Below are 14,841 nucleotides of genomic sequence, written 5' to 3'. Positions count from 1 at the left end.
TTAAAGTATTTTTTCTATAAAGAAATATACCACTCTTGAATTTGAGAAATGTCCAACTTCCACGCCCAGCGAGTTTTTATGCTTAGAGAAAGCTTCTTCTTGCTCAAGTATGATAATTGGCGCAGCTAGAGGCCATCTACGCCTACCTGCAATAAGTCAACTTCGAAATGCTATTCTCTACTCTGCTACTTTTTCCAGGTTTCCGTTACGGTCCATCTTAAACTTAGTTGCAGGGCGTTCTTCTTCTTCAAATAATACTAGTTTTCTCGCGCGGTTCATGATTTTCATCAGTGTCTCATAGTCTTCCTGCATGGTAACTGTATTTTGTTCAAGTTCCTGAACCTTGCTGGACAGTTCATCGGATTGCTTTCTAAGTTCATTGTTTTCACGTTTTAATCTTTCATTCTCATTTTTTAATGCATCGTTTTGATAGCTTGAATAGGTGTAGTTTTGCAGAAAAGTAATAACCGTTTCCATCGTCATTTCTTTAGGCGAAACGCTTGTATAAGAAGGAACTGAAATTGCCTTAGCTACAGGAATTTCTTTAGGGGTAAGCATTTCTTCTGCAGCCTCTAAAGACATTTCCATAGGGAAGAAAGCATCTAATTCTTCTTCTTCTCCTTCATCGTGAACCTGCGGAACGTGTTCAATTACTGTTTCTGCCACATTAAGAGGGGGGGTGTAAAGCAATTTCTTTTTGCCGCCTTGATCTTTTCCTAGAATCCGTTGTCTTTGCTTACGCTGCTTTTTTGCTAGCTGAAGGGCTTTTTCATACCGGTGCCTGACTACGGCATTCCAGCGGAATCCACATGCTGCTGAAGTTCGATTGAGCTTATCTCCCACCTCTTCAAATGCATTAAGCTGAGTGCTTCCTTCACGTACATGTCTTAATACTGTTTCTGCTAAAAGCAAATCATCTTCGTCCGTCCAAGCGTCCTGTCGTACTTTCATAAACTTTCATCTCCCTTAATTATTACAGTTTAATATCGTCAGTTTTGTATCTGGCGAATGTAACCTTCTAGTTAAAGGATGGACAGTTTTTGGGAGCTTTATACCAAAATAGCAGAAAAATTTAACATTAAAAGTTTGCTATCTACTAAAGTGCTGTAAAAGTTTTCAGCTTGCAATCAAGATAGGGAAACTGTAAAATACAACTCGGATAAAGGATTTTAAAATTTTATAGTGGTTATAATATAGGTATAAAAACTGGTTTAAATAGATAATACCGGAAAGGATGGGAAAGGAATGTCGAATGAATTTCGTGTTTGCGATGATTGTCAGGCCGTAAACCTAAAGACATTAATCCCTCGCTTAAAAGAGATGGATCCTGATGCAAAAATTGAGATTGGCTGCCAATCTTACTGCGGACCAGGCCGGAAAAAAACTTTTGCATTTGTAAATAATCGTCCATTAGCGGCTCTTACAGAAGAGGAATTAATGGAAAAAGTCGATAAAAAAATAAACAAATAAAATCGCCTTAGATATCATTCTTTGGTGATTTTTTATTTGTTAGCCCCAGTCTGTCCCTGAATGTCGAAAATGGTCGAAATCCCCTGTGGAAATTTACAGAAATTAGAGTGATTTGACATTAAAATGGGGATATAATAGAAACAAGCTATTTAGGAAGAGGGAATCCAATGGCATATTCGGCTGAAAAGCTAGAAGAAGAGAAGGTATTTAAAGACCCTGTTCATCGGTACATACATGTAAAGGATCGAGTGATTTGGGATTTAATCGGCACAAAGGAATTTCAGCGCCTTAGAAGAATCAGGCAGCTTGGAACTACATTTTTGACATTCCACGGAGCGGAGCACAGCCGTTTTAATCATTCCCTTGGAGTTTACGAGATTGTACGGCGAATAGTGGATGATGTGTTTGCAGGACGTCCGGAGTGGAAAGAGGAAGAGCGGTTATTAACCCTGTGTGCAGCCCTTCTGCATGATCTGGGACATGGCCCGTTTTCTCATTCATTTGAGAAGGTATTTGACCTTGACCATGAGGACTTTACCCAGGCGATTATCATGGGGGAGACAGAAGTAAACAAGGTATTAACCAGGATCCATAAAGGTTTTCCTAAAAGGGTTGCTGAAGTTATTGCCAAGACATCGGACAATAAGCTGGTGATTAGTTTGATTTCCAGCCAGATTGATGCGGACAGAATGGATTATTTACAGCGTGATGCCTATTTTACAGGTGTTAGCTATGGACATTTTGATATGGAACGCATTTTGCGGGTCATGCGTCCGCAAAAGGATCAGGTAGTCATTAAAAAAAGCGGAATGCATGCAGTGGAAGACTATATCATGAGCCGGTATCAAATGTATTGGCAGGTTTATTTCCATCCGGTTTCACGTGGCGCTGAGGTAATACTTTCAAAAATACTGCATCGGGCTAAGTACCTCTATGAGCAAAACTACAGCTTTAAACACCAGCCTCAGCATTTTTATTCCTTCTTTCATGACAAGGTTACACTTGAAGACTATTTAAAATTAGATGAATCCATTATTCTCTACTATTTTCAGATGTGGCAGGAAGAAGAGGATGAGATTTTAAGTGACCTTTGCAGCAGGTTTGTTAACCGTAATTTATTTAAATTTTCGGAGTTCGATCCAGCAAAGGAATACAAAAAACTTGCCGAACTAACCACATTGTTCATCAAGGCAGGAATTGACCCGGAATACTATCTTGTAGTTGATTCATCCTCTGATCTGCCATATGACTTTTACAGACCTGGAGAAGAAGGGGAACGCCTTCCAATCCATCTTCTTATGAAAAATGGCGAATTACGGGAACTTTCAAGGGAATCAGAAGTGGTTGATGCCATTTCAGGGAAAAGAAGGACGGATCATAAGCTGTATTTTCCTGTTGATTTGCTTAAGGATGACTCTTCTAAAAAAAGTATAAAGAAACAGATTTGTTCGCTGTTAGATATATAGGGAATTAATTGGAGTAGGAGTTGACCGTTTTGTTAAAAGACCATGCAAGGGTAATGCATGCTGTAATGGTTTCGGGAGAAATTATCGGCCGAAAAAAGCTGCAAAAAATGATTTATATAGCCAAGAAAATTTCTTTTCCTTTCCAAGAAAGATTTCAGTTTCACTTTTACGGACCATATTCTGAGGAATTAACACTGCGGATGGAAGAACTTTGCAATATGGGGTTTGTGGCTGAAGTTCGGGAGAAAAAGGGCGGATATTTTCAGTATCGCTATACACTGACAGACTCGGGGAAAGAGTTTTTAAATTTAAATACTATTGAAATGCCCTTTCTGGAAGACTGCCTGACAGACATGAATTCGCAAAATGCCAGATTTTTAGAGCTAGTATCAACGGTTTTATATTTTGATAATCTTGCAAAAGAAGAAGTAATGGACAAAGTATTTACTCTAAAAAGCAGCCAGCGCTATACAGAAGCTGAAATAGAAGAAGCATATAACTATATAAATTGCTTAAAAGAAAAAGCTAAGCTCCAATAAGGGACTTAGCTTTTGTATTAACATAGAGTACTTTCTTAGTTTGGTTTAGTGTCTAGCTTCAGCGGCCAGGGACTGATGTCCATCCCGCTCCTGCCTGCGATAAGTAAACACCGATCCGCATATACTTCAGCGCCATAGCTTTTCCTGGATACGGCTGTTTAGCTCGTCCGAAAGCTGCAGGATTATTATTCAAAGAAACGCTATCATGATGAAATTTATGCAGATGCTTCACTCTCGTGTATAAATCCGAGGGTCTACTTGTCCGAATACAGGGTTTATGCGCCTTTTCTATTGATCGCTTAACCTTTTTCCAGCAACGGCATAATGATTTTTGCTCATTTCTTCAATAAAGACAACTACTTTGTCCTGAGTTGCACCGGTCGTTTCCACAACAGCCTCAGTTACCTTCTCTACCAGGGCTTTCTTTTGTTCTTCAGTACGGCCTTCGAGCATTTTAACAGTTACGTATGGCATGCAATCTCCTCCTTTAAGGTATCTGTCTGTAGTTTTTCATAACAAGACCAAAAGTGCAAGGAGATAAGCTGCAGAATTTAGGATTTTCATTTTGATAAGAAATTAATTATACTTAATTAAGCTATAATCAATACAATACATAAAGCTAAGACGGATATATGCCGTTGCTTCAGCGTAATAATAGAAAACGGAGAAGGAAAGGGAGGTTTTGAGTTGGGCAGTTTATTGGATCATCTTCCTTATTCACTTCATGAGATTCCATATGTGGCACTAACCCTGGTTATAGCTTTTACGGTACATGAGTTTGCACATGCATTTGTTGCTTATAAATTTGGGGATCCTACTGCGAAAAAGCAGGGCAGACTAACATTAAATCCAGTCAGCCATCTTGATCCCTTTGGAACCTTGCTTATTTTTATTGCAGGTTTTGGCTGGGCCCGGCCTGTGCCCGTGAACCGGTTCTTTTTTAAGAAGCCAAGGCTTGCTGGAATCCTGGTCAGTGCTGCAGGTCCGGCTAGTAATCTAATTATGGTCTGTATCGCGTTTATTATCTGGTATGGCCTTATGCGAGCAGGAGTATCCAGCAGTTTGCCATCATTTGTAAAAGAATTTCTTGATCTGTTTATTCAGTTAAACGTGGTTTTATTTATTTTCAATTTGCTGCCATTTCCCCCGCTTGATGGGTACAGAATAGTGGAAGACCTTGTACCGAGGGATTGGCGTGCTAAGATGACACAGCTGGAATCATATGGATCATTAATTTTTTTAATTCTTGTTGTTACACCGCTTGACCAATATACAATCCAGCCAATCTTCGGCGTTCTGCTGCCTATTTTAATGAATGGGCTTAATGACTTTTTCTATCAGCTGCTTTTATAGAGCTTTCGATAAATTTATGGGTTTAGGAGGTATTCAATATGGAAGAGAATAAGAAAAAGCTTGCCTTTAATATTATAAAAAATGATCCTCTTGATAAGCATAAAGGCTTTGGAAAAGGGGCGCTCAGCCTGGATAATGTATCACCCGTTATCGTAGATGTTGAAGCTGGTGAAGCGGCTATTGATGTGGGGGCCATGCATGCACGAAGTGTTGTAGAAAAAGGGATCAAATTTCTTCCCTCAAAAGCGGAGGTTCCAAATGGAAAACCTTATTGGCTTGTCTGGGTAACTATTGACCGAAATGAAGAAGGGCCTTATTATGCCGGCGTTACAGCCTGCGAAATGACCGTGGACAGGGAAATCCGCCGCGGGTATAAATCGCTGCCAGAGCATGTAAACCGTATGGATAAGTCCATTAAGCGCCACATCATTGTAGATCAAATGGATGATAAGTCAAAAAAAATACTAGCAGATTTTCTTCGCCAGCATAATGCGATTTTATGGGAGAACTCCTCTGATGAGCTCAAACAAGGTCTAGCTGCTGAATAAGTTTTAAAAATTTGTCGATTTTCCAAATAATTTGCGAAATTCGTGTGTTTAGCACTTGCCGATTTTCCATAAAAAAAGTAAACTAGTTTACAGCGTGGACACACGTAAAACTAGGACACAAAAAACCCCGGCAGAAATGCCGGGGTTTTTTGCATGGGTTAGAACATCCAATCTGTCAATTTTAATCATTCCATTGAAAAATACGTTTGTACCATGGATCTTTCTTGCCACTTGTTTTCTTTTCTTTTGATTGTGAACGGTCCAGATGATCAGTGCAGTATTCAGTAGGAGCGGTACCTGTCACAAAGTATGTCTTGCGTTTGACTGGGCAATCCTTTGATGCCAGTTTTCCATTTGTCGGATCAATGTAGACCCCAACTACACCCTCTTTAGGTGCTTTGAATTTCTTAACCGGTTTGTCTGCTAAGGCATCCTCCATAAAATGAGCCCAGATTTTTTTTGCATAAGTTTTTTCAGCTGTAAGTTCAATCGGTTTCCCCTTATCGTAGCCCGCCCAAACGGCTGTAACGAGCTGAGGGGAATAACCTATCATCCAGCTGTCAGTTTCAGTTGAGCCTGATTTTCCAGCATAAGGACGTGTAAGGACATTGCTAATGGTACTGCCTGTAACACTTGAATAGCCGTTCAGCTTTTTATCAAAAATCCCTGTCAGCATTTGTGTCATAACAAAGGCGGTGGCAGGTTTTAAAACTTGTAGACTTCCATGTGGTCTTTCGTAAATAACATTTCCGTTATAGTCCTCAACTCTTGTTATAAAAGAAGGCTTTACCTTTTTTCCTCCATTTGCAAGCATACTGTAGGCATTGGCCATCTCGATTACACGTACGCCTGAGGTACCAAGTGCAAGAGAAGGCACTTTTGACATTTTAGAACTGATGCCAAATTTCTTTGCGGTGTTTATTAAGGTTTGCTCGCCCAAAAACAGATGCGTTTTAACTGCGTAAATATTATCTGACAGCGCCAGGGCCTGAGCCATTGTAATATCGCCGTCCGCGTACTTATTATTAAAGTTATGCGGGGTGTAATTTCCCTGCCCGTTTTCGAAACGGAAAGTGGTATATGCACTTCTCATCGTTGTAGAGGGAGTAAATCCCTGCTCCAAAGCCGAATAGTACAAAATCGGCTTTATTGTAGAACCAGGCTGCCGAATGGCCTGTATTGCCCGGTTGAATGGGCTTTTATCATAATCACGTCCGCCAATAAGAGCCTTGACATCACCATTTTTCGGATTCATGGCAAGGAGGCTGGCTTGTATTTCAGAATTGCTTGCAATATAAGATTTAAATTGTTTTTCAGCTGCCTGCTGCTCATCCATATTAAGAGTTGTGTAAACCTTTAGGCCGCCAAGTGCAATAGTCCGTTCATCTAAATGAAGTTCTTTTCTTAGTTCATTTTTAACAGCATCTTGAAAATAAGGGGCTGTCCGGACAAGCTGCTGCGGCCTTTTGCCGTTTAACATAATTGACTGTGAGGCTGCCGCTTTAATGTCACTTTTTTTAATATAGTGATTTTGGGCCATAGAATTCAGAACCACTAATTGCCGCGCTTTGGCATTTTTAGGTGATAGTAATGGTGAATAGATGCCAGGGCCTTTTGGTATGCCAGCAAGCATGGAAGCTTCAGAAAGGGATAATTCAGAAGCCTTTTTGCCAAAATAATATTTACTTGCAGCTTCAATTCCATAAACGTTATGCCCGTAAAAAATAGTGTTAATATATCCCTCGAGTATTTCTTTTTTAGAATAGCTCATTTCAAGCCGGATGGTATAAAAGGCTTCAAGAAGTTTTCTGGACCAGGTTTTATCATGTTCAAGGAAAAGATTTCTGGCGTATTGCTGGGTAATCGTACTCGCCCCCTGAACCTTTGAGAAGGCAGCTACGTCTGCAACAGCGGCGCCGGCAATCCTTTTGTAGTCAAAACCATGGTGATGGTAAAAATTTTTATCCTCAACAGAAATGGTAGCATCTATTAAATAGGGAGAAACATCCTTAAGGGAAACCCAATAACGTTTTTGGCCGTTATTACTCTCACCGATTAATGTCCCATCGTCCGAAAAGTAAAGTGTGGACTGAGGTACAGCAAGAGGGGGTGCACCGAGCATTTTTGCATAGCCTAGAATGCCCATTAAAAGGACGAGCAGTACTGAGAAGCCTATCAAACTGATAATGATGAAAGCACGAAGATACTTAATGGTTTTTCGAAAATTCTGGTCTGTCATAAGTTCCATATTCCGCTCACCTCACTGCATTTCATATTTGGCCAACCCGTCTCCTGCTCAAAACCTTTTCTTAACAGTATGAAAAAAAAGGGAAGATTTTAAACATCCCTTCTATGAAAAAAGAATATTTTATTTAAAAAAGTGAGATAAGATAATAGACTTTCCAGGATATATGAAATCTCCGAGTTTTCTTTACTTTTTTGCTAGATTCCTCTATACTTTTTCATGTTTGCAATTAAAGAGTTGGGGAAGTATAAAAAGAGAAAGCATGCCTTTGATGGCGCAGACTTAAGAAGAAAATTAAAGAAAATTTAATATAAATCTGAAGGGATGAATGAAAATGAGTATTTGGTTTACCGAGAAACAAACAGAGAACTTTGGCATCACAATGAAAGTGAATAAGACATTACATACTGAGCAGACAGAATTCCAAAAGCTTGACATGATTGAGACGGAAGAATGGGGCAACATGCTTCTTTTAGATGACATGGTTATGACATCTGTTAAAGATGAGTTTGTATATCATGAAATGGTTGCACATATTCCATTGTTCACTCATCCAAATCCTGAAAACATTCTTGTTGTTGGCGGCGGGGACGGCGGAGTTATTCGCGAAGTTCTTAAGCACCCGAGCGTGAAAAAAGCCACTCTTGTGGATATTGATGGAAAGGTAATCGAATACTCAAAAAAATTCCTTCCTGAGATTGCAGGAAAATTGGATGATCCACGTGTAGATGTTCGCGTTGATGATGGCTTCATGCATATTGCAAAAAGTGAAAACGAATATGATGTGATCATGGTTGACTCTACTGAGCCAGTAGGACCAGCTGTTAATCTGTTTACAAAAGGATTTTATGCTGGAATCTCCAAAGCTCTTAAAGATGATGGCATTTTCGTTGCCCAGTCTGACAATCCATGGTTTAAGGCTGACCTGATCCGCGATGTTCAAAGAGATGTAAGAGAAATCTTTCCGATTACTCGCCTTTACACTGCTAATATTCCGACATATCCAAGCGGCCTGTGGGCATTTACTTTGGGAAGCAAAAAATACGATCCTCTAGAAGTAAGTGAAGATCGCTTCCATGATATTGAAACAAAATATTACACAAAAGAATTGCACAAAGCGGCATTTGTTCTGCCTAAGTTTGTTGGCGATCTTTTAAAATAAGATAAGCATAAACGCACGTTCAGAATTTATGGATAGACATTCTGATTGACCTAAGAAAAATAATAGAGCCGCCCCGTAAAAGGAGCGGCTCTGACAAATACATATGAACGAGGGATGTAAAATGCGTTTTGATGAAGCATATTCCGGTAAGGTTTTTATAAAAAGCCATCCAAGCTTCGAGGAAAGCCAGGCAGTATTGTATGGTATGCCAATGGACTGGACTGTAAGCTACAGACCAGGTTCTCGTTTTGGCCCTAGCCGTATCCGTGAAGTATCGATCGGGCTAGAAGAGTACAGTGTCTATCTTGATCGTGAATTAGAAGATGTTAAATTTTACGATGCAGGAGATATTCCGCTTCCATTTGGCAATCCGCAGAGAAGCATTGATATGATCGAGGACTTTGTGGGCAAGGTGCTGGAAGCAGGGAAATTCCCGTTGGGAATGGGTGGAGAGCATCTAGTTTCATGGCCAGTTATGAAAGCTGTCTATAATAAGTACCCTGATTTAGCTGTCATCCATATGGACGCTCACACAGATCTAAGGGAACAGTATGAAGGCGAGCCGCTTTCCCATTCAACCCCTATCCGCAAGGTAGCGGAGCTTATCGGACCAAAGAATGTTTATTCATTTGGAATTCGCTCAGGCATGAAGGAAGAATTTGAATGGGCTAAGGAAGCAGGCATGCATATTTCAAAATTCGAAGTCCTTGAGCCATTAAAGGAAATCCTTCCGACACTGGCAGGACGCCCTGTCTACGTAACAATCGACATTGATGTTCTCGATCCTGCCCATGCTCCTGGAACAGGAACAGTTGATGCGGGAGGAATCACGTCAAAAGAGTTATTAGCCTCCATCCATGCAATTGCAAAATCGGATGTTAACGTAATCGGTGCAGACCTAGTAGAAGTTGCTCCTGTGTACGATCATTCCGAACAAACTGCCAACACAGCAAGCAAGCTTATCAGAGAAATGATCCTGGGCTGGATTAAATAATATACGCTAATTTTAGGTGCCTGGCCCCAGCCGGGCACTTTTTGAATTATTTAAGGCTAGTTGTTATAATAGGGAAATAGGTATTTTTTTGCTGGTAAATGATGTTGTGGATACTATTTTTGTGGAGGAGAAGGCGCTGAAGTTTGACAGGCTCTTGGTCTGAAAGCAAAAGAGAGCGCCTGGAGCAACACGAATGCAGTAACACAGAGCTTTTATATAAAATGATCAGTAGAATCAAGTTAAAAGAAAAGGGAGTGCGCCATGTCTGTCCCTTCAGAAATCCCTGTAAAAGTACAGGTTAAAACGATTATACATAGCGGCCAAAGCAAAGAAGAATTCCAGATGGAAGGCTCTGGGCGATATTTTATAAAAAATAATGCCTATTTTCTTCAATATGAAGAAATAATGGAAGACCAGAGGGTTAAGACCATCGTCAAGATTGGCGGGAACGAAGCACTAATTTTAAGAAGCGGGCCATTAAAAATGCGGCTTCCATTTCGCCTCCATGCAAAGCAGCAAGGCAGCTATGAGATTGCAGCTGGAACATTAGATATTGAGACTAGGGCAAATAGAATTAATCATTCATTTAGCGAAGACCTTCGCAAGGGAAGAGTAGAACTTCTTTATGACCTATCCGTGCAGGGCTCGAGAGCAGGCACTTATCATTTGGAAATTATTTTTGAGGAGGAATAGCAGTGAATATCGTTGAGCAGGTCCAGAACAAACTGAAACAAGAAATTAAAGCTGCCGTTTTAAAAGCGAATCTTGCAGCAGAGGAACAATTACCGGATGTCATCCTTGAAACACCAAAGGAGAAATCCCATGGTGATTATTCAACCAACATGGCAATGCAGCTTGCCCGTGTAGCTAAAAAGGCACCAAGAGCCATAGCTGAAGAATTGGTGGCCAATATTGACCGCTCAAAGGCTTCCATCGAAAAAATTGACATTGCAGGACCAGGCTTTATTAATTTTCACATGGATAACAGTTGTCTGACAGATTTGATTCCTGCCATTCTTGATGCTGGCGAAAAATATGGAGAAACAAACGTCGGGAACAATCAAAAAGTACAGGTTGAGTTTGTTTCAGCGAATCCAACTGGCGACCTTCACCTTGGACATGCCCGCGGTGCGGCAGTAGGTGACTCATTGTCCAATGTATTGGCAAAGGCAGGATACGATGTTTCCCGTGAATATTATATTAACGATGCAGGAAATCAAATCAATAACCTGGCGTTATCTGTTGAAGCCCGTTATTTCCAGGCTCTTGGTCTAGAGAAGGAAATGCCTCAGGACGGTTACCAAGGCGAAGATATAATTGGGATCGGTAAAAAACTTGCTGAGGAATTCGGCGATAAATATGTCAATGTTGATGAAAAAGAGCGCTATGACTTTTTCCGTGAATACGGATTGAAAATTGAAATGGCTAAGCTTAAGAAAGACCTTGAAGATTTCAGAGTGCGTTTTGATGTATGGTTCTCTGAAACTTCTTTATATCACAATGGAAAAATTGAAGACGCCCTAAAAACGCTTCGGGATAACGGCCATATATTCGAGGAAGAAGGAGCAACCTGGCTTCGCAGTACTCCGTTTGGAGATGACAAGGACAGGGTTTTAATTAAGCAGGATGGATCCTTTACCTATTTGACACCAGATATTGCCTACCATAAGGATAAGCTGGAGCGTGGTTTTGAAAAGCTCATTAATATCTGGGGCGCTGACCACCATGGTTATATCCCTAGAATGAAAGCAGCTATCCAGGCTCTTGGTTATGACAAGGATGCTCTTGAAGTAGAGATTATTCAGCTGGTGCATTTATATAAAAATGGTGAAAAAATGAAGATGAGTAAGCGGACCGGTAAGGCCGTCACAATGCGAGATCTTGTGGATGAGGTCGGCCTCGATGCGGTACGTTACTTCTTTGCTATGAGAAGCTCTGACACTCATATGGATTTTGATTTGGATTTAGCGGTATCTCAATCCAATGAAAATCCGGTTTATTACGCTCAATATGCCCATGCTCGGATTTCTAGCATTATCCGCCAGGGTGAAGAGCAGGGGATCGTGGCAGATCATAATGCAAACTTCAGCCAGATTCAAGCTGAAAAAGAAATGGAAGTATTGAAAAAGCTGGGTGAATTCCCTATTGCAGTGGGCGAAGCTGCTTTAAAACGGATGCCGCACCGAATTTCCCACTATATTTTCGAGCTTGCTTCCGTTTTCCACAGCTTTTACAACGCGGAAAAGGTTTTGGACAGTGATAATCCTGAGCGTTCGAAGGCACGACTTGGGTTAATAAAAGCCGTTCAGATTACTCTAAAAAATGCCCTTTCACTTATTGGTGTATCTGCACCCGAAAAAATGTAATGAGAAAAGCGGAAAGCTAGACAGCTATTGCAAAAATTTATTTTTATGGACAAAAAGGATTCCCCCAATCGGAATCCTTTTTTGATGGCGAAAATTTTTAAAAAATATTTTTTAAGAATTTACGAGGTTTTGGATTTCAAAAGTAGAATTAAATAGCTAGGAAGTTGTATGAACAGAGAGAGGGATTTTCATGATTTCTATGCATCAGGAAAAGAAAGTTCCAGTTCTCCCGGAGGAAGCATTTAACTTATCTTTAATGAATGCTATTCAGGCTTATATGATTATTGTTTGTCCTGAAGGCAGGATGGTTGGATGGAATTCTTATTGCGAAGGGGAAACGGGTTATACATTAGAACAAATAAAAGGAAAATATTTCTGGGATGTTTTAATTGAGAAGGATAAAAGAGAATTCTTTAGAAGGAAATTTACTGAAGAAAATCTTTCGCATATATCAGAGCAATTTGAAAGTTGCTGGATTCCTAAAGATGGCGGCAAAAAGTATATTAAATGGGCCACTAGTTTTGTGCATGGCAGCGATGGAAATATTCAATATGTTGTCGGTACGGGGATTGATATTACGGATAAAGTTGAATTTCAGGAATCGCTGCAAAGAAGTGAAACCAAGTTCCGATCACTTGTAAGTTCAATGGAGGATCTTGTTTTTACATACAACTCTGAAGGTGTATTTTCCGGTGTTTTTGGCAAATGGTGCGAAACCAATAAGGTGCCTGTAAGTGATCTATATGGAAAGAGGATTAATGACCTTAATTTGACAGAGGAGCAAAAAGAGATTCAGCATAAGGCATTTAGAAAGGCATTAAATGGAGTAAAAGCGGTTTACCAATGGGAGTTAGCCATGAGGAACCGTAAGGGGATATCTTGTTTCGAAACGGTTTTGTCCCCGATTATATTGTCAGATGGATCTATTAATGAAATCGTGGGTGTAACCCGTGATATCACCTTAATGAAGAATAAGGAAAAAAGGCTGAATAATCTGCTAAAAGAGAATGAGGCCATCTTGAGTTCTACGGCTGATGGAGTACTCGTAATTGATGATCAGAATATCATTACGTATGCCAATGACCGGGCAATCAATATGATTTCGGGACTGGATGATACGTTCATTGGCGGAACACTAAACCAGGTTATAAACGGGATTTGCGTCAGTGAAGAAGATTTTAAGACTCGTGAGTTTCTGGATAACACAATAATTGAAAAGACCTGCTTTCTGAAAAATGGAAGAAAAGTTTATTTGGAACTGGTTAAGAATAGTATGAAAGAAGAAGATAGATCCAACGGTTTTGTTATCTCAATGCGCGACGTTACGTTTAAGAAAAAGGCAGAAGAAATTCAAAAACGTTATTACGAAGCCATTTCAACAGGTATAATTGTTCAAAATGAAAAGGGTAAAATTATTTTTTCAAACCAGAATGCCTGTGAAATCTTAGGATATCCTCTGGATCACATACAAACAGCACATCCTCATACGAAGGATTGGGATGCGATAGATGAAAACGGGATGCAAGTTAAGCCTATGGAGTTCCCATACTATATAGCCTTTTCTACTGGACAGCCAGTGAGAAAGGCCAACTTAGGTGTTTATAATCTGAAAAAAGGACAGTATCGCTGGCTTCTTATGGACTCCATTCCATTGTACCGGGATGATGATCCAAATCAGCCTATTGAATGTGTGATTACCACCTTTAGCGACATCACCGAACAGCGGGAGTTTAACTTGAGAATGGTAAAGGCGGAAAAGCTGGCTGTCATTGGTCAGCTTGCTGCATCTGTTGCTCATGAAATTCGCAATCCCCTTACAAGCATAAACGGATTCCTAACCTTATTAAGGCCTGGTTTAAATACCAGGGAACATGCTTATCTGGATATTATTTTTGAAGAGCTGGAAAGAATCAATCTTGTTACCAATGAATTTTTAACTCTCTCAAAACCACAGGATCGAAGAAAAGAGATTCTTTCTTTAGTTGATGATATTCTGAAACCGGTTGCTATTACCATGTCGCCGCTTGCTAATTTAAATAATGTCACCATTCTTTGGGAAAATGAGACAAAGCCTCAAATACGAGGCGTGAAAAACCAGTTAAAACAGCTTTTTATTAATCTTATTAAAAATTCGATAGAAGCAATGTCGCGAGGGGGAGAAATTCGGATTGAGTTAACAGAAACAGCTGACAGAATAGTGGTGGCCATAGCTGATAATGGAAGCGGCATTCCTCCAGAAAGAATGAAGCATATTGGCGAGCCATTTTACTCGTTAAAGGAAAAAGGAACCGGACTGGGGATAACCATATGCCAAAAAATAGTCCGGGAGCATGGCGGAGATATGTCCGTTAAAAGCGAGCTGGGTGAAGGAACAACTGTAGAAATACTGCTGCCAAAATGAAAATAAAGATGAAGGATATCCATGAGGCGCACTCATTTTAGTTGGAAAAATGAGGGCTAGTAGGAACGATTGATAGAAAAGTGCACTGGTTAAGCTGTCATTGATAGAGTAGTTAAATTGAAAATGCCAGGTGCTGTCATGCTCGGGGATTATATTTATAAAATTTCTAAATTGATTGGAATGCCCGGGAAGATTTCCCGGGCATTGGTTTATATATGGATAAGAAAGCATTCCTGTATTAAAGCAAAATGAGGTTTGAACAAAAAAAGCCCCCTTGGTATGATACGAGGTGTCCAG

The 14,841-nt window shown here is 40.1% G+C and carries 13 protein-coding genes; 10 read left to right on the top strand and 3 right to left on the bottom strand.

Annotation, left to right across the window (positions count from 1 at the left end; translation table 11 throughout):
• Window positions 1–177: 177 nt before the first annotated feature.
• On the bottom strand, window positions 178–951 hold the full coding sequence (locus tag AC3WR0_RS23035) for an RsfA family transcriptional regulator (protein WP_492554466.1): 774 nt from the start codon (window positions 949–951) through the stop codon (window positions 178–180).
• 294 nt (window positions 952–1,245) lie between these two features.
• Here AC3WR0_RS23035 and AC3WR0_RS23030 point away from each other — a divergent pair, with 294 nt between their 5' ends.
• From AC3WR0_RS23030 to AC3WR0_RS23020, 3 genes are all read left to right on the top strand, one after another.
• The gene (locus tag AC3WR0_RS23030) at window positions 1,246–1,470 is read left to right on the top strand and encodes a DUF1450 domain-containing protein (RefSeq protein WP_027323516.1); all 225 of its coding nucleotides are present in this window, start codon (window positions 1,246–1,248) and stop codon (window positions 1,468–1,470) included.
• 167 nt (window positions 1,471–1,637) lie between these two features.
• A complete protein-coding gene (locus tag AC3WR0_RS23025) occupies window positions 1,638–2,936 on the top strand; it encodes an HD domain-containing protein (RefSeq protein WP_492554465.1) in 1,299 nt (432 codons plus the stop codon).
• 29 nt (window positions 2,937–2,965) lie between these two features.
• Window positions 2,966–3,475 (top strand): YwgA family protein, encoded by a 510-nt coding sequence (locus tag AC3WR0_RS23020; protein ID WP_492554464.1) that lies wholly within the window; start codon window positions 2,966–2,968, stop codon window positions 3,473–3,475.
• Window positions 3,476–3,763: 288 nt separating this feature from the next.
• Here AC3WR0_RS23020 and thmT read toward each other — a convergent pair whose 3' ends face one another.
• Entirely contained in the window at window positions 3,764–3,949 is a 186-nt protein-coding gene (gene thmT, locus AC3WR0_RS23015; protein ID WP_027323513.1) for a 2-hydroxymuconate tautomerase, read from the bottom strand.
• A gap of 225 nt (window positions 3,950–4,174) precedes the next feature.
• Here thmT and AC3WR0_RS23010 point away from each other — a divergent pair, with 225 nt between their 5' ends.
• Both AC3WR0_RS23010 and AC3WR0_RS23005 read left to right on the top strand, forming a co-directional pair.
• Complete coding sequence (locus tag AC3WR0_RS23010; protein ID WP_492554485.1) at window positions 4,175–4,828, top strand: site-2 protease family protein; 654 nt, start codon at window positions 4,175–4,177, stop codon at window positions 4,826–4,828.
• A 38-nt stretch (window positions 4,829–4,866) separates the two neighbouring features.
• Complete coding sequence (locus AC3WR0_RS23005; protein ID WP_492554463.1) at window positions 4,867–5,376, top strand: YwhD family protein; 510 nt, start codon at window positions 4,867–4,869, stop codon at window positions 5,374–5,376.
• A gap of 181 nt (window positions 5,377–5,557) precedes the next feature.
• Here the strand turns inward: AC3WR0_RS23005 and AC3WR0_RS23000 are convergent, their stop codons facing one another.
• Window positions 5,558–7,624: a transglycosylase domain-containing protein gene (locus tag AC3WR0_RS23000; RefSeq protein WP_492554462.1), complete on the bottom strand. Its 2,067-nt coding sequence runs from the start codon at window positions 7,622–7,624 to the stop codon at window positions 5,558–5,560.
• Window positions 7,625–7,955: 331 nt separating this feature from the next.
• Here AC3WR0_RS23000 and speE point away from each other — a divergent pair, with 331 nt between their 5' ends.
• The 5 genes from speE to AC3WR0_RS22975 all read left to right on the top strand — a co-directional run bounded on the left by speE (window position 7,956) and on the right by AC3WR0_RS22975 (window position 14,544).
• Window positions 7,956–8,783, top strand: coding sequence for a spermidine synthase (gene speE, locus AC3WR0_RS22995; RefSeq protein WP_492554461.1), 828 nt, complete (start codon window positions 7,956–7,958; stop codon window positions 8,781–8,783).
• Between the two features lie 121 nt (window positions 8,784–8,904).
• Window positions 8,905–9,777: an agmatinase gene (speB, locus tag AC3WR0_RS22990; protein ID WP_027323508.1), complete on the top strand. Its 873-nt coding sequence runs from the start codon at window positions 8,905–8,907 to the stop codon at window positions 9,775–9,777.
• Between the two features lie 261 nt (window positions 9,778–10,038).
• A complete protein-coding gene (locus AC3WR0_RS22985; protein ID WP_492554460.1) occupies window positions 10,039–10,470 on the top strand; it encodes a YwiB family protein in 432 nt (143 codons plus the stop codon).
• A gap of 2 nt (window positions 10,471–10,472) precedes the next feature.
• Window positions 10,473–12,143 (top strand): arginine--tRNA ligase, encoded by a 1,671-nt coding sequence (gene argS, locus AC3WR0_RS22980; RefSeq protein ID WP_492554459.1) that lies wholly within the window; start codon window positions 10,473–10,475, stop codon window positions 12,141–12,143.
• Window positions 12,144–12,333: 190 nt separating this feature from the next.
• Complete coding sequence (locus AC3WR0_RS22975) at window positions 12,334–14,544, top strand: PAS domain-containing protein (protein WP_492554458.1); 2,211 nt, start codon at window positions 12,334–12,336, stop codon at window positions 14,542–14,544.
• The last annotated feature ends 297 nt before the right edge of the window (window positions 14,545–14,841 follow it).

The sequence above is a fragment of the Neobacillus sp. FW104-15D2 genome, assembly GCF_058790155.1.
Note: the sequence above shows the minus strand (reverse complement) of the source record. Positions and strands in the feature narration are given on the sequence as shown.

Coding starts and splice junctions, on each gene's coding strand:
- AC3WR0_RS23035 (WP_492554466.1), bottom strand. CDS start 951: ATGAAAGTACGACAGGACGCTTGGACGGACGAAGATGATTTGCTTTTA.
- AC3WR0_RS23030 (WP_027323516.1), top strand. CDS start 1,246: ATGTCGAATGAATTTCGTGTTTGCGATGATTGTCAGGCCGTAAACCTA.
- AC3WR0_RS23025 (WP_492554465.1), top strand. CDS start 1,638: ATGGCATATTCGGCTGAAAAGCTAGAAGAAGAGAAGGTATTTAAAGAC.
- thmT (WP_027323513.1), bottom strand. CDS start 3,949: ATGCCATACGTAACTGTTAAAATGCTCGAAGGCCGTACTGAAGAACAA.
- AC3WR0_RS23005 (WP_492554463.1), top strand. CDS start 4,867: ATGGAAGAGAATAAGAAAAAGCTTGCCTTTAATATTATAAAAAATGAT.
- AC3WR0_RS23000 (WP_492554462.1), bottom strand. CDS start 7,624: ATGGAACTTATGACAGACCAGAATTTTCGAAAAACCATTAAGTATCTT.
- speE (WP_492554461.1), top strand. CDS start 7,956: ATGAGTATTTGGTTTACCGAGAAACAAACAGAGAACTTTGGCATCACA.
- speB (WP_027323508.1), top strand. CDS start 8,905: ATGCGTTTTGATGAAGCATATTCCGGTAAGGTTTTTATAAAAAGCCAT.
- AC3WR0_RS22985 (WP_492554460.1), top strand. CDS start 10,039: ATGTCTGTCCCTTCAGAAATCCCTGTAAAAGTACAGGTTAAAACGATT.
- AC3WR0_RS22975 (WP_492554458.1), top strand. CDS start 12,334: ATGATTTCTATGCATCAGGAAAAGAAAGTTCCAGTTCTCCCGGAGGAA.